Here is a 16,713-nt window from a genome sequence, read left to right on the forward strand (position 1 = left end):
AATTACCTCCAATCTCCTCGTATATAAGGGTTTCTTGCCATTCTGAATTGTTTCTTTTTAGGCTGTGTTGCCTGAGATTTTCTCAGAGAAGGAGAGGGGGTATGTTCTGATGTTGGCTGCTTTAAAGAGCCTTCAATTTTAAGTTTTTCTAAGCGCTCTTCTAAGATATCAACTTCTCGATTAAGGTTTATTCCTGCCGAAATCAGACCTTGTAAAGCCGCATAAGCATAAACCCTACAGTCCAAGGCTTCATTTCTTGCTTTTTCACTTTTTTGCCATTCGATACGCTTGAAGCCTTTAAAATATTTGATCACTTTTCTTTCAGCGGTTAGCTGTTCAAAATATTCCCGATCAAGGCTTTTATGAAAATGCGTTGCTCCAGCGCCTGTGGCTTCAGGACCTGATTTTTTAAACCGTGCTGTAATGATATCCTTAGCTGCATCAACTCCAACAATATAGAGATTAATTTGCCCTTTGTTGTTTCTGCTTGGGCGGCGTGGCCATACTGCACGCCATCCCGCCTGTCCCTTAATGCCCCATATGCGCCGCCCTTCACGGGGGCGTACGTAATTGTAAACAGCCTGTGTATGTCCACCACCGGTATCAATACAAGCCGCCGTTATCTTGATACCTTCTTTATAGCCTGGATGCGGCCAACGTTTTGCAAGATATTCATCTAATTGATCCCACACTTCAAAAGAAGAAGGATCGCCAAGGATAACTTGATAATCAATATTCCAACTTTCTTCGCTACGTCCCCATCCGACTACTTCAAGCTCTAAACGGTCGTTTTGTACGTCAATTCCTGCTGTCAACACGACGGCTTGTTCTGGTGCTAAAGGATAATCTTCGCGCTGTGCATAGAGGCTGTCTGGATCAACAACTTCACCGGTTCTATCCTCCCATGGTTCTCCAAGAACGGTATTCACAAAAGGTTGCAGAAGGGCTGGATCATCTTTGGCATTTAAAAATTCACGCGCACATTCACCCCAAGTAAGCCAAGGGGAATAGAGTGCAGAAATATGATAAGAGCGCAAATTGGGTCTGCTTGACTCGCTGGTTGGAACCCAACACGCACCTCTTTCTTCACACATTAAATCCGTTTTTCGGTGTTCTGCATGTTCATGTCCACAATGGACGCAAACAAAAACAGCTTTTTCAGGGGCGCCTTTTGGCCATTTAATTTGTGACCAAACAATAGGCTGGAGTACACCACATGCATCACAAGGGACGTTGTAATATCGCTGGTCTCCCAGCACAAAATCCTTGGCAATACGGCTTGTGTCACGGTGGGTCGGGGTAGACAATTTAAAAATCTTTCGTTGAATAAAGGTCGAGGTACGTTTTTCTGCGATCATCACTGGATCACCCTCGTTATCGACACTGAGAGGATAACCATCAACCTCATCCAAAATCAGATAACGAATAGGCATAGAGCGCAAACCAGCAGCACTGTTCGCTCCTGTAAGCATCAACGCCCCACCATCAAACTCTTTAGAAAACATGGTATTACCACTGTCACGCGCACGGGCAGGGGCTATACGTTCACTTAAAGCGGGGCTGGCCATAATCATTGGATCAAGTCGCGTCTTTGAAAGCTTCTTAGCTGTCTCAACTGTGGGCATGACATAAAGGGCTGGTCCTGGGCTATAATGAATAGCGTAACCACAAAAGTTCAGTCCTGCCTCTGACATACCAACTTGTGCCCCTTTCATGACAATGGTTGTTTCAATAGGCACGTAAGAGGAAAGATTATCCATGATTTCGCGCAAATAGGGGGTCCGTTTTGTTCTCCACAATCCAGGCTCGGCACTCGCTACGGTGCTAAGGTATCTATTCTTATCCGCCCATTGAGAAACCGTGTATGGTGGGTCTGGTTGTCTTGCATCATTGGCATTAGCGAAAAATTCTTTAACAACATTCTCATCCATTATTCATTCTTTTCTCTCCTCAAAACTTCCTCATTCTGGAAGCTGAGGATCATGATAAGGAACCGGAATATTAATAGCTTCAAGTAAAGCTTCTCGTATATAATAATCAATGGCTCCTATCAGGCTTGCGGCATCACATTCAACTTGTGCAGCAATGCTTGCTCCAAAACGATGAGGGAAATTCAACATGGCATCACGGTGTGCTCTTCCAAACTCACGAGCAGCTCTCTTTACTTCTTCACGGTCGACAGTTGTTTCGCGCAAGCGTTCAAGAGCAATCTTTTCGCTTTCAAGGGCAACTTGCATTCGCTCCAGCTTAATTTTGTATTCATTAGCACCATCTGTAGAGACTTGTTTTATCTTTGTTCGCGGTTGGCCATCCGGTGCTAAAAATGGAGCAGGACGCTTTGTTGGATTCTCATTCCATATTGCTGTTGCAAGCGCTTCATGAACAGAGCCATCTTCAAAAAGAGCCTTATCAAATTTTCCTGTTTTAAAACGCGAAACCACCGCATTAGGAGAAACATGCATCTTTTTGGCAAAGGCACGAAGCGATAGACCTTGTCGAGATTTCTTATTCATAATTGCTCCTTGCTTTCTTCTTTTCCCTAAGAAGTAAGTTGTACGGTGTTACGAATAATTGACAATTGGGTATAATCGGGTATCTATTACGGTATGCAAACAGATACACTTCAAATTACACAAGAATTGTTGGCTCTTAAAAAAAACTTTGAAATAGAATGTGGCTATACAAAAGAAGATTTGGAAGCCGTGAATTCTCCACCATTGACAGATGAAGAGCTTGCACGCCTCAAACCAGCTAAAGATGTTTTACCACCCTCTTTCTTTAAGGATGTAACAAAAGAACGCCGTAAACGTGGGTGAAGCTTTTAAAGCGGACGATTGAGTATACTACTACCTCCCCATTTTGAGAACGAGGAGGGAGCATATTTTACCTTAAGCAACCTTTGTAATGGGATTGTCTAAATTGGGTTCGTAAGCACGCAATAAAGATTCTATAATTGGAGGTGGTCTTAAAGTTCCAAAATTTGTAATCATTGCCAAAATTTTCAGTGCATTGGGAGTTTCGTCTTGAAGCTTTAAAATCAAAGCTTTTTCTATCGCATCCATGGTTTCAATAAGAGTATTAAAAGCCTTATCTTCAATATCATCACGATCAGAAAACTGATACAACGCCATCCACAAATCACATAAAAAGTCGATACTGGTATTCATTGTACACCTCCATGGATTTGTTCTCTTAAGCATGCCAATCCTCTGGATGTGATTTTTGTTGAAGGGAGCACCTTTTCTGTACCATCTGGTCTTTGAATGGTAATAGCAGGGCAATCCATGAGTTGTTTTTTGATCTTGTCCTGATAGGGTAACAATGGACCACTTGGAGAACGCCGATACACCCAATCGTGTTTACGCAAATAATTTGTTAAATCCTTTGGTCTTATTTCTAGCATCTTTGCAGCTTCAATAAGACCAAATAGCCCATCAGAACGCTTTAAGCCATCCAAAGCCTCTGCTTTTGGTTTGAGATCAGCAATCACATGATCTTTCTGCTCGATTTGACTTTGTAGATGATTCAAAACACCAAGTAATGCTTGAGGAGTCGAATAATCGATCTGCGGCGTTGCTACTTTTTTCAAAAGCTTTTCACATTTGATAAAGTATTGACGTGCTTCATGCCCTTTATCATTACGTTCTATCATGGAAAGGTGTTTTGCCATGTCTAATGTGAGGTAGTATTCTTTAGAAGGACGACCTCCTGAACTTTCGCTCAAAAAAGAGCAAAAGTTATAACCTTCTTTAAATTTACATTCTTTAATACGACGAATAATCCAATCTTTAAAACTGGTTTTAACTTCTAAAAATGCATGCAATTCACGCGCATTAACAGTTTGAACAGTTTCCTGATCAATAACTTTTTCTGATATTTGAATAAGGGTATTCATAAAGAACTCCTAGATGTTAGAGGTTTTCATTGATACCAAAAGGTATCGGGCGCTGAAAACACGGCATCTAGTCCGTCGTTACGCTTTCCTCATAAGAGTATTGTATAGCGTAACTACACCCGATAAGGTCATTATATACTTGTCGCATATAACGAGTCAAAATCTTTAATGTGCAGAAGATTGATTATTTCGGCAACCAATCCGCTAGATGTTTTAAGGTGTTTTCAGGCACCTGATTCGACTGTATACATATTCCTATTATAATGTCAAGTAACAATATTATATTTTTCAGACTATAGACTAAATACTGGCATGTATTGATAGCACCAATCGTTAATCAAACCAAACAGCCCATCAGAACGCTTTAAGCCTTCTAAAGCCTCTGCTTTTGGCTTGAGTGTACTTACCTCATTTCTTAAATCTTCTAATTGATTGATACTCTCTAAAAGAAGTTGTTTAATTGTAAGAGGATTTTCTAAAGCATTGGCAAGATTTATTTGCGGTGTTGCTACTTGTTTTTCTAATTCTTGCCAACGGTCAATGATTTTTGCTCGTAAGGAAGTACTGTAACCAGATACGAGAATGAGACATTCACGCTTGGGTAGGTGATAGCAAGGGCGTGTTTCTCCTTTGCTATCAAGATAATAACCGCTAAAATCAACCACCCCAAATTTGGGGGCGTTAAGTTCTTCAAGCATTTTCTTGATATCACGCATAACATGGTCATGCCGTTTATCACATAGTTCAGCGATTTCACGACTAGACATAGTCTGAACGATTGCTTCACTAAAAGTGCTTTCTTTAGTTTCTATGAGAGTGTTCATGTGAACTCCTATTGGTTAGACGTTTTTGATTAACACTCAATAAAAAGAGTGTCGGGTGCTCAAAAACACGGCCAATAGTCCGTCGTTATGCTTTCCCCATAAGGTATTGTATAGCATAACCACACCCGACAACATTATTATATGCATGTAGCATATAATGAGTCAAAGTCTTTAATGTGCGGAGAAGAGATTGTATCGGCAATCTATCCGCTATTGGTTTAAGGCGTTTTTGAGGCACCTGATTCGACAATAGACATATTGTTATCATATTGTCAAGAGGTGACTTCACATTTTTTAAATAATTAATGCATATTAAATTTGTTATTTATCAATATGTTATGTGTACAATGTACAGTTGATTTGAAAATTCTGTCGCTAGCGATAGTTCGCGCTCGTCTGCCCCGCAACAGATCCAACCCGCTGGGAAGTACCTTTTGCATTGATTTTATTGATTTTTTTATGGAAAATAAAAAGTATCATCGGTAATCTTTTTTAAATTACAATAAGAATATGTTAGGTAATGCGTAAACCAATAAGGATATGTAATTAATAGATAGAGCTTAAGAACATGATCTAGCTTCTTTTATTGGCAGCGTATTCTTGACGTTCAAGTTGTCTCTGTATGTTTTCGATTAATCTTTCATTGGCTTTTTTTATAATAGCATTTTCAATTTCTGGCTTAGACATAACTGTAGCAATTGATGGTCCTTCTTGTTTTGCAATGGGGAATTTATCTCCGTCTACCCTTTGAAAAACATTACCCTTCATCTTTTTTAATTCAACACGCCTTGGAAAATTCCCTCCCTTGATAAAACCGTGAGGCAAGATTTGTTGTTTTCCAAACATTTTGTAAGTTACACCGCGTTTTGTTTCTTTTGTGTTAAAGAATTTAAGAGGTATCGGTATTCCAGAACCAATGACATCTGTCTCGAGAAACTTTGCTGTAGCTTTATCTTTAATATAAACGCCTTTTTTGACACGCTTTGGTTGGGCTGATGTAGCGTCAGCAATTTGTTTTTCGGTAAAACGTTCGACTTGTTTTGCTGCGGTGTTAACAGCATTACGCAAAGCCCAATTAAGACGTGGCGCTTGAAGATTGGTAAAAGTATCTTTTGCTTGTTGCAGATACCATTTTTGGTGGATGATTAATTTCAACTTTTAAACTTTTGGGTAGGAGGTGTTGATGATGTAGAAGCTTTAGGTGCTTCGATCTGTTCTTTAGGTGCTTCGATCTGTTGAAGTGAAGTTTCTTCTACATCTGGTTCAGAGGATGTTTGTACGACTTCTTTTTCTATTGGTTTAGTTTGTTTAATTACTTTTTCAGGTTTTATTGTTGTTTTACTTTCAACAAAGGGTTTTGCGGCGTTTGCTCGTTTAAGTCGAGCATAGACTTGATTGGAAATCTCTACAAATGGATTATTTGGAGTTGATTGTTTAAAATGAATAGTGCTTTTATTATCGCCAACAACACACATTGGCTTAGTGATGATTGCTTTCATTTTTGCTCCTTTTGAGGCAATTAATTAATGACATCATTGGTCAATTAATAGCTTTTGATATTTGCAAAATAGATTAGCCTGTTTTATCAATAAAAACAGTGCTTTAAGCTATCTTGAAAGCTTAAGATTTTACCAAATTTTAGGGGATATTTTTGAATTTTAGACACAATTCAACTAGTGCCGCGATGTCATTAAATACGATTTTTCACGTATTGTCAATAGAAAAAATCTATATTTTGTATTTTTTTTATTTTTTGATCAAAATTTAGTATTTCAAAAGCTACTCTTTTAATTTTATATCAACAACATTTGTGTTGTATTTAAACATTTTGGATGTTGCATTATATTTATGAACAGTCAAGAGTTAAAAAGATATCTTACAAAACATGGTTGCAGTTTCACCTCAGGGGAAGGCGGCCATTTGCTTGTAAACGTGGTTCTAAAAAGTCCGTTTTACCTATGCATGGCACGCGGAAAGAGTTAGGAACAGGATTAATTCAAAAGATTCTTAAAAATCTTGATCTCAAGTAAGTCTGAATATGGAGATGCAAATGAAATATGCACTTAAATTTATCAAAGATGACAATGATACTCTTCTTGTCGTTTGCAAAGACTTTCAAGAATTTATTACCTATGGTAACGACGAAAAAGAGGCTTTAGAACACGCTAAAAATGCCCTTTTAACAGTTATTATGGGGCGTTTCCAAGATCGAGAAGTTGTCCCTTTCGGAGCTCGTGATACTGCCTATCCTTTTGTTGAAGTATCTTCATTGGTCACTTTAAAAATTGCAATACATAATGCTATGGTTGAAAAGAATTTACGCAAAGCTGATCTTACGCGTCTTTTAAAACTCAATCCAATACAAATTGATCGATTGTTGGATTTAAAACACGCAACAAAATTAGACTCTTTAGAATCCACTCTTATTACTCTTGGAAAAGAGGTTACCATTAGTATCCAAGATGCCGCTTAAAATTTATCGGTTTTGCGTAAAATGTTTATGGAGCGCATTAAGAACGATATGCAATGAAGGCACAAGGTATGGTAATATTTGATCTTCTACAACAAGATATTGTAATGCGGAATGTAGGTTGTATTGACGGTAAAAACATTGTGCTTCTTTGATAACCTCTTTCATTTCTTCATAATAATGCGTTGCTTTTTCAATCCACTGTTTTTGTGCTTCTTCATTTGATGAAGGAGAAAAATCGTCATAAACAGCACAAGGCAAACCTTTTGCACATAGATAATCATTTTTAATTTGTAGGTACTTTTGTGCTGCATCATATTGGTCTTGATTGAGTTTGCTTTGCAGATAAAGCCGTCCGATATAAGTTCCAGAAAGTGAATTTTTTGCCTGTTCTATAGTCAAACCAAAATGCTTAACACGCATTTCAATCGCTAATTGATTAGCAGCTACAAATGGCTTTTTATTTTTAGCCCGAGAAATACGTCCATTGGGTTCTCGGATACATTTTTTAATACGTGGACGTCCACGTTTTGCTCGTTTTTTTCTTTTTGTCATATTTTTTCAATCAAAATGGCATGCTATCGTTAAGAGATACCTCATGATTTTGAGCGCCTGAGGCTGTAGCATAATTTTGAGAAGTAGTGGGTGAGGGGGACGTATATTGATCTTTCCTTGCATCAAGTAACTTTAACTCGCCTTTGTACTGAGGCAGAACAATTTCTGTTATGGAATGATCTTGTCCCTTTTTATCTTGCCATTTGCGGGTTTGAAGCTGTCCTTCAAGGTAAATTTTACTTCCTTTGTTAAGATATTGGAGAGCTATCTTTGCCAGTTGAGGATTAAAAATCACCACGGAATGCCACTCGGTTTTTTTTATTTTCTGATGGGTTTCTTTGTCTGTATAGCTCTGAGAAGTTGCCAACTTAAAATTCACAATCTCTGCACCAGAAGGCATCATTTTTCCTTCGGGATCAGCCCCAAGGTATCCGATTAATGTCACTTTATTGAGCATGTTTTTATTGACCTTAAACTTGTCTTTTATAGATATAAGATCTTAACATGATTTGCTTATTTTTTCAATTGTTTCAATATATTAATAACATTTTTTTAAAGTATTATATTATATTTTAATATGCAAAAAATATAGATAATTCGGTGTTCATTTAAAACTCTTGATATACATACATAAATGTATTAACATAAGATATGAAAATAGGATTTGAATGGGATGAGGCTAAAGCAAAAAGCAATCTTAAAAAACATCGTGTAAGTTTTGAAATTGCTGCACGTGTTTTTGCAGACCCGTTCGCCATGGTTAAACAAGACCGCATTGAAAACGGTGAATATCGTTGGCAAACTTTAGGACTTGTAGATGGTTTCCTATTGTTGCTTGTAGCACATACTATCCATGACGATAAAGGTGGCATAGAGATCATCCGTATTATTTCAGCGCGGCGTGCTAATTTGAAAGAGAGAAAATATTATGAAGAAGAAAGTTCGTTATGAAATTGATGTAGGTAACTTATCACCTCTGACAGATAAGCAGAGAGTTGAAATTGATGAACTAGCAGCAATGCCGGATAATGCAATTGATCATAGTGATATTCCACCACTAGATGATGCATTCTGGAAAAACGCCATTCGTAATCCATTTTATAAACCAACGAAGACTGTCACAACGGTGCGTGTAGATTCAGATGTGCTAGCATGGCTTAAAAGTCAAGGAAAAGGCTATCAAACGCGGATTAACGCCATTTTACGTGATGCCATGCTTCGTTCAATGCGTTAACATCTTTCCAGCTTAAAACGCATCAAGTCGCTTTTAATAAATATATCAAACTTTTTTGTTCGATTTATTATTGATTATCGAACCTTTTTGTGCGATACTTGTTTTATATCAAAGTGAAGGGGAGGATGAGTTGAAACGAGAGGCACTGCTTAGAGAATTACGTAAAGAAGCCAGAAAAAGAGGTGTTCATTACAATGAAGTTCCTGATGCAGGTAAAGGATCACATTATTTGGTAACTTTTGGAGACAAAACAACTGTTATAAAATCTGGTGAATTAACTCCGCTTTACGTGAAAATAATAAAGAAGCAATTGGGGGTATAAGTTACTCTCTCAAGTGTTTTTTTTTCAAAAGCATTTCGATGACAGCGAGGAGATTTAAATATGGAATATACTTATCAAGCAAAATTTGAAACTGATCCTGATGGCGGTTTTGTTGTAACTTTTCCAGATGTACCAGAAGCAATAACAGCTGGAGAAAATCGAGTTGAAGCGTTAGAAAATGCTACCGAAGCTTTAGGACTAGCATTGCGTAGTTATCTTATGCGCAACCTACCTTTACCAACACCACAACAACACAAAGATCTTGTAGCAGTCACAGTAGATGCATGGAATGCTCTTAAATTAGCAGTCATAGAAGCTTTTAATAAAGCAGATATCACAAAAACAGAATTGGCTAATCGTCTTAGCAAAAAAGAAACAGAAGCACGTCGCATTCTTGATCCAAACCATCCTACTAAACTTCAAACATTAGAGCAAGCGCTCACTGTACTGGGCAAACGAGTAGTTATCACAATAAAAGATGCGGCTTAAAAAATATTTTTCTTAAACTTTTTATCCAGTGCTTTCTTTATTTCCTCCTCCATTTCTTTCAACATGGGTTCATCGTCTTGATCGTACATCATCACCTTCGCTGAATACTGCTGAATTTCTTTGTTCACTTCACTTATGAGAGGCTCAACATTCAAAATAGTCTGGGGCACATTTCCTCCATAAAGCCACGCTTTTACCTGCGCTTTGGTACTGTAATCGGTATTCTCAGGCATGTCATGATATTGCCCCCCATCAAACTTTTCATACTCCCTTGTCCCATCATCATACTCATACAGATTGTAAAAACGCTCAGCGACTCCAAGCCCCCATGGAACATGACCAACAGCTGTTGCTATGAACTTTTTCTTCTTCACAGGCTGTTGATTTTTTGCTAAGAAGAATTGTTTGAAACTGAGTATGTTTTCTCTCATTTTTGCTCTATCCTTTCTTTGTCTCAAATTTGATCACACAGCGCGTTTTGTATCTGCAATGTGGAATTCATCAAAAAACTATCAAATCTCTCTCTATGGTACGTTTCTGTCGATTTAAACGCATGTCAAATCACAAAACAATCAGTAAACTTCACTATTTTGCTAACCTGCAATGTTTTTCACTGTTCTCCCAAGACCATTTAAAGTTTCTTCAAGCTTTTGCTTCTGAACAAGCGTTAGTGGTCTAAAATGCTCTTTCGCTGTTTTTTCTTGGACTGCTTTCTCACGTGTATTTTCAATTGCTCTACGTACACTTTCGGCTTTCGAAAGAAGAGTATTTTCTACTGTCTGGCAATAAGCTAAAAGCTCTCCACAAGTTGGCATAAATGTTTTTGATATCCCAATTGCTTGACCAACCACGATATCTTCGACCCCCTTTTTCAGAGCGTATGATGAAATGCGGTCCAGCATCATGCCGTAGGATAAAACCACGGCTTTAGCATCTGTATTCGCAGGGACTCTCATGCTTGAGAGTAGGAAAGAAGCTTGCTCAATTTGCTTAACTGAAGCTTTCACAGAGAGCAACGCTTGTAGACGATTGCAAGAATCTAAGGCTTGCTCCTCCTCCTGTTTCGTCAATGAATTCCCAGCTTTCAGCATCAATGGGTACCCCGGACTGATCATTTCCGTAATCTTCTCTAGATGAGAGATGATCTCTGAGTTCGTTGAAGCCTTCTGCAAGTTGTTCTGTGAAAGTTTTCTGAGTGAGTTTGCCATAATGATCACCTAACCGTTTTTCCTTTTTCAAATCTTCCTTTTTCTTAGCTAGCAATCCATACCTAGGATTGGTAACCCAATTGTACCAAGTCCTTTGCCAATCGCGGTGCTTAGCTTTTGAACATGGATTAGCTTTCCAAAAATTAGTAAATCGTTCAACTTCTAACAGCGCCTCGTCATGCGTTAAGCCTTTATCAATTGCGTATTGCAAATTAGGTTCAAAATCCTCAGGCAAGCTTACGAGAGGTTTTTTAGTTTTGCTCCGCTTAGCTTCTTTAGGAGTGTTTTCTTGCTCGTGAATGGGAGGTTGGTTTTCTACAGCCGTTGCGTTTTGTTCTGATGGGTTCTGGAGAGCATCAACCTCTGTTGGCTCTTCAATCAAATCGTTCGTTTCTAAATTTTCAGAACAAATTTCTTTTTTTGCTAATACGATAGTATTAGTTTTTTTATTATATATGTTATTGTTATTGTTAATAGCATCATTAAGCATTGCTTTAGCATCATTAAGCATATGCTTAGCATCATGCTTAGCATCATTAAGCATATGCTTAGCATCCTTAAGCATCGTTTTAGCATCATGCTTAGCATCTTGATCATCACTAATTGTTTTTTCTTGATGATGTCTTGCCCATTTTGCTTGCGCTGCCTTCTGTGCTCTCTCTGAAAACTTATTTAAATTTTCGTTTGAGTTATTGAGTTCTTCCTCAACATCTGAACTCCATAAACGACCATCTTCTAAACAAATGATGTGTCCAGATCTAAATAAATAATCTAACGCCTTTTCAAATCTTTTTACTGTACAACATGTAAAATGAGATAATATTCGTGAATCATTCAAAAGAGGTTCACGTGTGTGTAACATTCTTACCCGCAACTTCACATAAACATTGACTTCCATAGGTGGTAAATCAGAGAGCTTAAATAGCCACTGGTCTGTATTAAGTCTCGTCCAAGGTATTTTACTGGACATGTATTTCCCCTTCTTTCCTTAAATATAAAATTGCCAAAGCATCTGCTTCATTATCATCTTTAGGCGCATGCCCTTTGGCACACACCGCCTTAATCATTTCTTCTTTCGAGGCATTCCCTTTCCCTGTTGTCTCTTTCTTAATCGTACTAACAGGGATCCCTTCATACGGGATCTGATAATACTCACACCATGCTGTTAAGGTTGCTAACAAGCCACCATAAACATGTGCGGCATCTGTCCCTATATGACGGCGGACTTCTTCAAAATACACCGCATCAATTCTCCCTGCTGTCAGCTTAATTTCATTAAGCCATTGCTTAAAACGCAAATAACGCATCCCACCCCCTTCAAAACGACGGGGCTGGAAATTCATAACACCACTGATAATGTGACCATCGGCACCACAAATCGCCCAACCGGTCTTTGTCCCTAGATCAAAACAGAGAATGGTTTGTGCCTTAATGGTCATGATACTTTTGCCTTTCTTTGGGACGATTATCACAACCAATCTGTTGTGCTTCAAACTCCATGAGGAAAAGAAGACAGCAAACGGCATGAGCCAAGTGTGGCAATCCGCTTTCAAGATCTTTATCTTCTCCACCAAACCAAGCTAATAAATGACGTAAAGCAGCTCCATACAAACGGCTCCAATTCATGCCATGAAGCCAATTGCTTGCACCGTACTTATTGGCTCCAAACTCTAAAACACGGCCAACCTCAAGCAATGTAAGGGGTGGAATAAGATCAACACGCGGTTTACCACTATCATTCTTATCGGCTTCAAAAGCCATGATTATCCCCCCTTAAGGTTGTTACCTATTTATGCGTGCGTCATAGCAGAGCGTGTTGTGATTGCCTGTCTTGAAAAAATGTTTATGGAAAAGTAAGCTCCCAACGATTCTAAAAAAATGGGGAGGGGAAAGATGCTAGAATGGGCAAATATATTTCTTACAGGTTTTGTGTCATTTACTGTGTCGCTTTCTGTAGCGCTTATTTTAAGAAATAAAGATCGTAAAGAAGCAGCTAAAATTCGCAAAGATGATTTAGAAAAAGCTGCAAAAAAACGAGAAGAAGATAGAGAATGGATAAGCAAGCAATTTGCAGAAAGCCAAGAACAGACGATAGCCCTTAAAGAGCAAGCGATATCGACAAAAGATCTTGCCAAATGGTCAGAAAAACATATTAAAATTTTGTTAGATAACAAAAGAGTACAGGATTTGGGTTTGCCCGCTTCCATATATACAACTGGACCACATTCTCCAACAATGGGCAAGTGGACGCTTCTTTTTTTTAAGATCAAAAACAATGCACAAGCTGTCATCCACGTTTTAAATATAAAGCTAAAAGATGATTCTCGTTTTATTCTTGGATATGGCATTAGATACAAACCTGAAATAGTATGGCGGCAAAAACAATCAACATATGTTAATCCTGATGCTGTTGAAAAATCATACCCAATATCACGCGGACACTGTAAGAAGGCAGAGCATTTTCGAACGGGACAAGAAATCGATGTTAATATTTCTATAGCTCCCTCAGAAAGTAAGTACACAAGCATCCCTATTGTTGTGGCAGCGCGTGAAGAAGATATAAAAGACCAAGTTACTTTAATCATTACCCACACATCCCCACTGCAACCAGAAACAACAATGACTGTAACTACACAAACCGACCTCATAGACTTTAAAAAATTGGATTAACTCAATTCAGACACATACTGCACACATCATTTATTAATTTGATTTCTTCTTTTCTTTTTTCGATGAGTTTATCCCTTAAGAAGCCAAGCTTGCTTTCGACTGAGCCCATAAACAAGATCAGCCCATTTAAGCGATAAAAAGATGAGAATTCGTGAGCAAAATAATTATCCATCCAAGTTGTAAAAGCTTGCGTAAACACAGATGAAAACCATTGATTAAAGTCATCGTGCGGCAATAACGGAAAATATTTTCTATCATCACGCGCAAAGATACTATTCAGCATATAGACAAGAGCAGCTTTTGATAAGGGATCTATGCTTATTCCAAAACATGCATCTTGATGCGAAAGGACACCATAATATATGTCTCCCTCTCCAATCTTATTAACAAGATCAATCAACTGAACTTTGGTGATAGAGATCTGTGGTTCATTTATCATCTATGATCTTTCTTTTTGCATAGAGCGTAGAATATTTTTCAATTAAATCTTCTTGTCGACGTATTATGTTTTTCATTATTTCATCTGTCTCTTTTTTTTGTGTTTCCGTCATTTTATAAAAGTAAAAGCCAGAAAAAAACATGATTACATTGACTATAAAAAACACAATCATTGTTGCCAAACCGTAATCCATCTTTATTTCCTTTCTTCATAATGTAATTGCTGCATATCTTTTTTGGATTTTGTCATTGGATGATTATCCCTATGGTATTTATTTCTATAATTATGAAGAAACCAATCTAGTGTAACCCAAGGTAGATCTTTGGATTTAGACAACTGAATAATTGTGTTCCAGTATTTTGGTGAAATACTATTGCGATCGCGCATTTTACGCGCAGCTTCATAGCTACATCCAATTTCTTCTGCAAATTGGCGTATAGATTCCCAAGATTCAATCAAACTTTTGACATAAAAATTATTAACCATGAAATAAACAGTACATTACGTACAATTTTAAATCAAGATAAAATAGTACACAATGAATGAAAAAAATAGTGGATAATGTACGAATGACTTATTTGCCAAAAGATAGACTTAAAATAGCACGTAAAAATGCTGGATACACAACACCAAGTGAGGCGGCACGCGCTATACCAGCTCTTAATCAAAATACTCTCATTAGTCACGAAAATGGAAACCGTCCTGTTTCACGCCAAAAAGCTGAACTCTACGGACAAGTATTTAATGTCGATCCGGGATGGATTTTATATGGTGAATCTCCTCAAGAGAATCCTAGCCTCAATATAAGTATTCCTCTTATTTCGTGGATTAGTGCTGGAGAATTAAGTGAGCAAGATAGAATAATGGATTTTTCAGATTATCCTATGACAGAAGCTGTGAACCTTCCTGCTGGTGAATGGATTGCTCTGCGTGTAGATGGTGCATCTATGAATAAAATTAGTCCTCCAGATTCTATAATATTTGTAAATATGCGAGACAAAAAACTTGTACCTAATGCCTGTTATGTAATTGCAGATGAAACTGGGCAAGCAACATATAAACGATACAGACCTAATGATGATCCTCCTTTTCAGCCTGCTTCATACGACAAAACAATAAAAGCTCCAAAACTTGAAGGCGCTATCTCTGTAATAGGTCGTGTACGACGTACTATCCTTGACATGTAAGCTCAATACGTTTTCATTTAAGTTATCAACTAGATGATATTAACAAATCACAGCTGATTATTGATTCTCAAATTACACGATGATTCGTCATTTTTTATTTTTCTAAAAATAATCGTACATTATGTACTTGACTATAATTCGCGCATAATGTACTAATATCTCCATAAACCACAAACAAACAACAGCTGCAAGGCATTAGAGGGGGTAGATATGGAAAAGCCGATTTTTATTAATCCAGATGAAATTCTTTTGGTTATATGCACGAATGAAAATGAAAACACTGCACGGTCTGGACCTTTTTATGATGAAACCGAAGTCTTAAACTTTTTATCTGACATTGAGGATGTAGAAAGAATTATTCGCGTCGAACTCTCAACAAATCGATGGGAAGATATCTCTGAAGAAATTGCTGAGGCATATATCAAAGAAAATGCAGAGAGCTGCTTTTATGAAATGATTGAACATCCTTTTGTAGAATACAGCGATGCTTATGAGGCTTTTAGAAAAGATCTAGAAGATCAAAAAATTGATGATGAAATCTACGGCACTTATGAAGAGCAACACCGTCTCAGACTTTCTGATGTGCTTTAAAAAGGCACAAAGCTCTCTTTACAAATACTCTCATCATAAAAAGCAATGGAATTGATCATGAGGCATCTTACAGAAATTACAAAAACTGTTGAACAGGAAACTGTTCAGACTATGTCTAGCCGCGAGATTGCTAAATTATGCGGTAAAAGACATGACCACGTTATGCGTGACATCAAGCAAATGCTTGAAGAATTATACTCCAAAAGTACTGCCCCCAAATTTGGGGTGAGTGATTTTGCTGGATTATATAAGGATTCAACAGGTCGTACGCTACCTTGCTATCATCTACCAAAACGTGAATGTCTCATTCTCGTCTCAGGTTATAGTACTGCCTTACGGGCTAAAATCATAGACCGTTGGCAAGAACTGGAAAAACAGGTGGTAGTTCCACAGATTGATTACTCCAGTCCACAGGTCATGCTTGGTGTCTTAACCCATTTAAAAGATGAAAATGAACGAAAAGATACTCTTATTGCTGAACTCACACCAAAGGCAATGGCTCTTGAGTGCTTGCAACGGCAAGATGGCCTCTTTGGTCTTACTGAAGCTGCTAAAATCCTCGAGATGCAACCAAAACAATTTGTTCAATTTTTACAGCAAAAAGGTTGGGTTTATAGACGTGCAGCAGGTGGAAATTTGCTCTCTTATCAAGACAAAATCCAAAAGCAACTTATGGATTGTACAACCATCACACTTCAAACTGCCAGTGGAATAGAAAAAGTTATTCCTTCTGCAAAAGTCACCACAAAAGGTATGGGCGTTCTGTCTCAAGCATTACAAAAACAAACTATGCATTAAACATTAAAATTAGAAGAAAACTCACTTTTAC

The 16,713-nt window shown here is 37.8% G+C and carries 26 protein-coding genes and 2 pseudogenes; 11 read left to right on the plus strand and 17 right to left on the minus strand.

All coding sequences use genetic code 11. The features are described 5' to 3' along the window. Positions 1 to 2 precede the first annotated feature (2 nt). Positions 3 to 1,931, minus strand: a complete 1,929-nt coding sequence (locus B11cv2_RS01835) for a phage terminase large subunit family protein (protein ID WP_100693072.1) — start codon at positions 1,929 to 1,931, stop codon at positions 3 to 5. Between the two features lie 30 nt (positions 1,932 to 1,961). Further along, the gene (locus tag B11cv2_RS01840) at positions 1,962 to 2,513 is read right to left on the minus strand and encodes a hypothetical protein (protein ID WP_100693073.1); all 552 of its coding nucleotides are present in this window, start codon (positions 2,511 to 2,513) and stop codon (positions 1,962 to 1,964) included. Between the two features lie 93 nt (positions 2,514 to 2,606). Between B11cv2_RS01840 and B11cv2_RS01845 the strand changes: the two genes are divergently transcribed. After that, positions 2,607 to 2,816, plus strand: a complete 210-nt coding sequence (locus B11cv2_RS01845) for a hypothetical protein (protein ID WP_100693074.1) — start codon at positions 2,607 to 2,609, stop codon at positions 2,814 to 2,816. A gap of 72 nt (positions 2,817 to 2,888) precedes the next feature. Here B11cv2_RS01845 and B11cv2_RS01850 read toward each other — a convergent pair whose 3' ends face one another. The 5 genes and pseudogenes from B11cv2_RS01850 to B11cv2_RS01880 form a co-directional block, all read right to left on the minus strand. Next, positions 2,889 to 3,167 carry a hypothetical protein gene (locus B11cv2_RS01850; RefSeq protein ID WP_100693075.1) on the minus strand — a complete coding sequence of 93 codons (279 nt, stop codon included), beginning with the start codon at positions 3,165 to 3,167 and terminating at the stop codon, positions 2,889 to 2,891. Next, positions 3,164 to 3,895 carry an antA/AntB antirepressor family protein gene (locus B11cv2_RS01855; protein ID WP_100693076.1) on the minus strand — a complete coding sequence of 244 codons (732 nt, stop codon included), beginning with the start codon at positions 3,893 to 3,895 and terminating at the stop codon, positions 3,164 to 3,166. Before B11cv2_RS01855 ends, B11cv2_RS01850 begins: the two co-directional genes overlap by 4 nt. A 335-nt stretch (positions 3,896 to 4,230) precedes the next feature. Further along, positions 4,231 to 4,719 (minus strand): annotated as a pseudogene (locus B11cv2_RS01860) (Rha family transcriptional regulator); the annotation flags it as partial. Between the two features lie 573 nt (positions 4,720 to 5,292). After that, entirely contained in the window at positions 5,293 to 5,874 is a 582-nt protein-coding gene (locus tag B11cv2_RS01875; protein ID WP_100693077.1) for a hypothetical protein, read from the minus strand. Then, the gene (locus tag B11cv2_RS01880) at positions 5,871 to 6,218 is read right to left on the minus strand and encodes a hypothetical protein (RefSeq protein ID WP_100693078.1); all 348 of its coding nucleotides are present in this window, start codon (positions 6,216 to 6,218) and stop codon (positions 5,871 to 5,873) included. The genes B11cv2_RS01875 and B11cv2_RS01880 overlap by 4 nt, the downstream gene beginning before the upstream one ends. Before the next feature lie 349 nt (positions 6,219 to 6,567). Here B11cv2_RS01880 and B11cv2_RS01885 point away from each other — a divergent pair. Further along, positions 6,568 to 6,749 (plus strand): annotated as a pseudogene (locus B11cv2_RS01885) (type II toxin-antitoxin system HicA family toxin). A gap of 20 nt (positions 6,750 to 6,769) precedes the next feature. Continuing rightward, the gene (locus B11cv2_RS01890; protein ID WP_100693079.1) at positions 6,770 to 7,192 is read left to right on the plus strand and encodes a HicB family protein; all 423 of its coding nucleotides are present in this window, start codon (positions 6,770 to 6,772) and stop codon (positions 7,190 to 7,192) included. A 3-nt stretch (positions 7,193 to 7,195) separates the two neighbouring features. On the opposite strand, the gene B11cv2_RS01895 is transcribed toward B11cv2_RS01890, so the two are convergent. Further along, positions 7,196 to 7,744, minus strand: coding sequence for a hypothetical protein (locus B11cv2_RS01895; RefSeq protein ID WP_100693080.1), 549 nt, complete (start codon positions 7,742 to 7,744; stop codon positions 7,196 to 7,198). Between the two features lie 10 nt (positions 7,745 to 7,754). Next, positions 7,755 to 8,201 carry a single-stranded DNA-binding protein gene (gene ssb / locus B11cv2_RS01900; RefSeq protein ID WP_100693081.1) on the minus strand — a complete coding sequence of 149 codons (447 nt, stop codon included), beginning with the start codon at positions 8,199 to 8,201 and terminating at the stop codon, positions 7,755 to 7,757. A gap of 194 nt (positions 8,202 to 8,395) precedes the next feature. Between ssb and B11cv2_RS01905 the strand changes: the two genes are divergently transcribed. From B11cv2_RS01905 to B11cv2_RS01920, 4 genes are all read left to right on the plus strand, one after another. Further along, positions 8,396 to 8,695, plus strand: coding sequence for a BrnT family toxin (locus B11cv2_RS01905; RefSeq protein WP_100693082.1), 300 nt, complete (start codon positions 8,396 to 8,398; stop codon positions 8,693 to 8,695). Continuing rightward, positions 8,673 to 8,978: a BrnA antitoxin family protein gene (locus tag B11cv2_RS01910; protein WP_100693083.1), complete on the plus strand. Its 306-nt coding sequence runs from the start codon at positions 8,673 to 8,675 to the stop codon at positions 8,976 to 8,978. Before B11cv2_RS01905 ends, B11cv2_RS01910 begins: the two co-directional genes overlap by 23 nt. 130 nt (positions 8,979 to 9,108) lie before the next feature. Continuing rightward, positions 9,109 to 9,300, plus strand: a complete 192-nt coding sequence (locus tag B11cv2_RS01915; protein ID WP_100693084.1) for a hypothetical protein — start codon at positions 9,109 to 9,111, stop codon at positions 9,298 to 9,300. 60 nt (positions 9,301 to 9,360) lie between these two features. Then, positions 9,361 to 9,789: a type II toxin-antitoxin system HicB family antitoxin gene (locus B11cv2_RS01920; RefSeq protein ID WP_100693085.1), complete on the plus strand. Its 429-nt coding sequence runs from the start codon at positions 9,361 to 9,363 to the stop codon at positions 9,787 to 9,789. Here the strand turns inward: B11cv2_RS01920 and B11cv2_RS01925 are convergent. The 5 genes from B11cv2_RS01925 to B11cv2_RS01945 form a co-directional block, all read right to left on the minus strand. Then, on the minus strand, positions 9,786 to 10,220 hold the full coding sequence (locus B11cv2_RS01925) for a hypothetical protein (protein WP_100693086.1): 435 nt from the start codon (positions 10,218 to 10,220) through the stop codon (positions 9,786 to 9,788). The two genes, B11cv2_RS01920 and B11cv2_RS01925, sit on opposite strands and share 4 nt — an antisense overlap. A gap of 162 nt (positions 10,221 to 10,382) precedes the next feature. Next, entirely contained in the window at positions 10,383 to 10,796 is a 414-nt protein-coding gene (locus B11cv2_RS01930; RefSeq protein ID WP_245406976.1) for a hypothetical protein, read from the minus strand. Next, positions 10,780 to 11,967 (minus strand): DUF1376 domain-containing protein, encoded by a 1,188-nt coding sequence (locus B11cv2_RS01935; protein WP_100693087.1) that lies wholly within the window; start codon positions 11,965 to 11,967, stop codon positions 10,780 to 10,782. Before B11cv2_RS01935 ends, B11cv2_RS01930 begins: the two co-directional genes overlap by 17 nt. Then, complete coding sequence (locus B11cv2_RS01940) at positions 11,957 to 12,436, minus strand: crossover junction endodeoxyribonuclease RuvC (RefSeq protein ID WP_100693088.1); 480 nt, start codon at positions 12,434 to 12,436, stop codon at positions 11,957 to 11,959. Before B11cv2_RS01940 ends, B11cv2_RS01935 begins: the two co-directional genes overlap by 11 nt. Further along, positions 12,426 to 12,758 (minus strand): dATP/dGTP diphosphohydrolase domain-containing protein, encoded by a 333-nt coding sequence (locus B11cv2_RS01945; RefSeq protein ID WP_035006123.1) that lies wholly within the window; start codon positions 12,756 to 12,758, stop codon positions 12,426 to 12,428. The genes B11cv2_RS01940 and B11cv2_RS01945 overlap by 11 nt, the downstream gene beginning before the upstream one ends. Positions 12,759 to 12,890: 132 nt before the next feature. Here B11cv2_RS01945 and B11cv2_RS01950 point away from each other — a divergent pair, with 132 nt between their 5' ends. Then, positions 12,891 to 13,667, plus strand: a complete 777-nt coding sequence (locus B11cv2_RS01950; protein ID WP_100693089.1) for a hypothetical protein — start codon at positions 12,891 to 12,893, stop codon at positions 13,665 to 13,667. 1 nt (position 13,668) lies between these two features. Here B11cv2_RS01950 and B11cv2_RS01955 read toward each other — a convergent pair whose 3' ends face one another. Genes B11cv2_RS01955 through B11cv2_RS01965 form a run of 3 tightly spaced genes read right to left on the minus strand, consistent with a single transcriptional unit; the run spans position 13,669 to position 14,565 of the window. Further along, positions 13,669 to 14,106 carry a hypothetical protein gene (locus B11cv2_RS01955; protein ID WP_100692871.1) on the minus strand — a complete coding sequence of 146 codons (438 nt, stop codon included), beginning with the start codon at positions 14,104 to 14,106 and terminating at the stop codon, positions 13,669 to 13,671. After that, a complete protein-coding gene (locus B11cv2_RS01960; RefSeq protein WP_100693090.1) occupies positions 14,096 to 14,299 on the minus strand; it encodes a hypothetical protein in 204 nt (67 codons plus the stop codon). Before B11cv2_RS01960 ends, B11cv2_RS01955 begins: the two co-directional genes overlap by 11 nt. A gap of 2 nt (positions 14,300 to 14,301) precedes the next feature. Beyond that, the gene (locus B11cv2_RS01965; RefSeq protein ID WP_245406988.1) at positions 14,302 to 14,565 is read right to left on the minus strand and encodes a hypothetical protein; all 264 of its coding nucleotides are present in this window, start codon (positions 14,563 to 14,565) and stop codon (positions 14,302 to 14,304) included. A 110-nt stretch (positions 14,566 to 14,675) separates the two neighbouring features. On the opposite strand from B11cv2_RS01965, the gene B11cv2_RS01970 reads away from it, so the two are divergent. From B11cv2_RS01970 to B11cv2_RS01980, 3 genes are all read left to right on the plus strand, one after another. Next, entirely contained in the window at positions 14,676 to 15,293 is a 618-nt protein-coding gene (locus B11cv2_RS01970) for a S24 family peptidase (protein WP_100693933.1), read from the plus strand. A gap of 210 nt (positions 15,294 to 15,503) precedes the next feature. Next, entirely contained in the window at positions 15,504 to 15,884 is a 381-nt protein-coding gene (locus B11cv2_RS01975; protein WP_100693091.1) for a hypothetical protein, read from the plus strand. A 57-nt stretch (positions 15,885 to 15,941) separates the two neighbouring features. Next, entirely contained in the window at positions 15,942 to 16,682 is a 741-nt protein-coding gene (locus tag B11cv2_RS01980) for a Rha family transcriptional regulator (protein ID WP_100693092.1), read from the plus strand. Positions 16,683 to 16,713 lie beyond the last annotated feature (31 nt).

Source organism: Bartonella sp. 1-1C, from assembly GCF_002810325.1.
GTDB lineage: Bacteria > Pseudomonadota > Alphaproteobacteria > Rhizobiales > Rhizobiaceae > Bartonella > Bartonella rochalimae.

Excerpts from the sequence above, each read along its gene's own strand:
- B11cv2_RS01950 (WP_100693089.1), top strand. The coding sequence starts at position 12,891 with ATGCTAGAATGGGCAAATATATTTCTTACAGGTTTTGTGTCATTTACT.
- B11cv2_RS01910 (WP_100693083.1), top strand. The coding sequence starts at position 8,673 with ATGAAGAAGAAAGTTCGTTATGAAATTGATGTAGGTAACTTATCACCT.
- B11cv2_RS01960 (WP_100693090.1), bottom strand. The coding sequence starts at position 14,299 with ATGGATTACGGTTTGGCAACAATGATTGTGTTTTTTATAGTCAATGTA.
- B11cv2_RS01895 (WP_100693080.1), bottom strand. The coding sequence starts at position 7,744 with ATGACAAAAAGAAAAAAACGAGCAAAACGTGGACGTCCACGTATTAAA.
- B11cv2_RS01840 (WP_100693073.1), bottom strand. The coding sequence starts at position 2,513 with ATGAATAAGAAATCTCGACAAGGTCTATCGCTTCGTGCCTTTGCCAAA.
- ssb (WP_100693081.1), bottom strand. The coding sequence starts at position 8,201 with ATGCTCAATAAAGTGACATTAATCGGATACCTTGGGGCTGATCCCGAA.
- B11cv2_RS01955 (WP_100692871.1), bottom strand. The coding sequence starts at position 14,106 with ATGATAAATGAACCACAGATCTCTATCACCAAAGTTCAGTTGATTGAT.
- B11cv2_RS01920 (WP_100693085.1), top strand. The coding sequence starts at position 9,361 with ATGGAATATACTTATCAAGCAAAATTTGAAACTGATCCTGATGGCGGT.
- B11cv2_RS01845 (WP_100693074.1), top strand. The coding sequence starts at position 2,607 with ATGCAAACAGATACACTTCAAATTACACAAGAATTGTTGGCTCTTAAA.
- B11cv2_RS01935 (WP_100693087.1), bottom strand. The coding sequence starts at position 11,967 with ATGTCCAGTAAAATACCTTGGACGAGACTTAATACAGACCAGTGGCTA.
- B11cv2_RS01945 (WP_035006123.1), bottom strand. The coding sequence starts at position 12,758 with ATGGCTTTTGAAGCCGATAAGAATGATAGTGGTAAACCGCGTGTTGAT.
- B11cv2_RS01925 (WP_100693086.1), bottom strand. The coding sequence starts at position 10,220 with ATGAGAGAAAACATACTCAGTTTCAAACAATTCTTCTTAGCAAAAAAT.
- B11cv2_RS01835 (WP_100693072.1), bottom strand. The coding sequence starts at position 1,931 with ATGGATGAGAATGTTGTTAAAGAATTTTTCGCTAATGCCAATGATGCA.
- B11cv2_RS01975 (WP_100693091.1), top strand. The coding sequence starts at position 15,504 with ATGGAAAAGCCGATTTTTATTAATCCAGATGAAATTCTTTTGGTTATA.
- B11cv2_RS01880 (WP_100693078.1), bottom strand. The coding sequence starts at position 6,218 with ATGAAAGCAATCATCACTAAGCCAATGTGTGTTGTTGGCGATAATAAA.
- B11cv2_RS01850 (WP_100693075.1), bottom strand. The coding sequence starts at position 3,167 with ATGAATACCAGTATCGACTTTTTATGTGATTTGTGGATGGCGTTGTAT.
- B11cv2_RS01855 (WP_100693076.1), bottom strand. The coding sequence starts at position 3,895 with ATGAATACCCTTATTCAAATATCAGAAAAAGTTATTGATCAGGAAACT.
- B11cv2_RS01890 (WP_100693079.1), top strand. The coding sequence starts at position 6,770 with ATGAAATATGCACTTAAATTTATCAAAGATGACAATGATACTCTTCTT.
- B11cv2_RS01970 (WP_100693933.1), top strand. The coding sequence starts at position 14,676 with ATGACTTATTTGCCAAAAGATAGACTTAAAATAGCACGTAAAAATGCT.
- B11cv2_RS01905 (WP_100693082.1), top strand. The coding sequence starts at position 8,396 with ATGAAAATAGGATTTGAATGGGATGAGGCTAAAGCAAAAAGCAATCTT.
- B11cv2_RS01940 (WP_100693088.1), bottom strand. The coding sequence starts at position 12,436 with ATGACCATTAAGGCACAAACCATTCTCTGTTTTGATCTAGGGACAAAG.
- B11cv2_RS01980 (WP_100693092.1), top strand. The coding sequence starts at position 15,942 with ATGAGGCATCTTACAGAAATTACAAAAACTGTTGAACAGGAAACTGTT.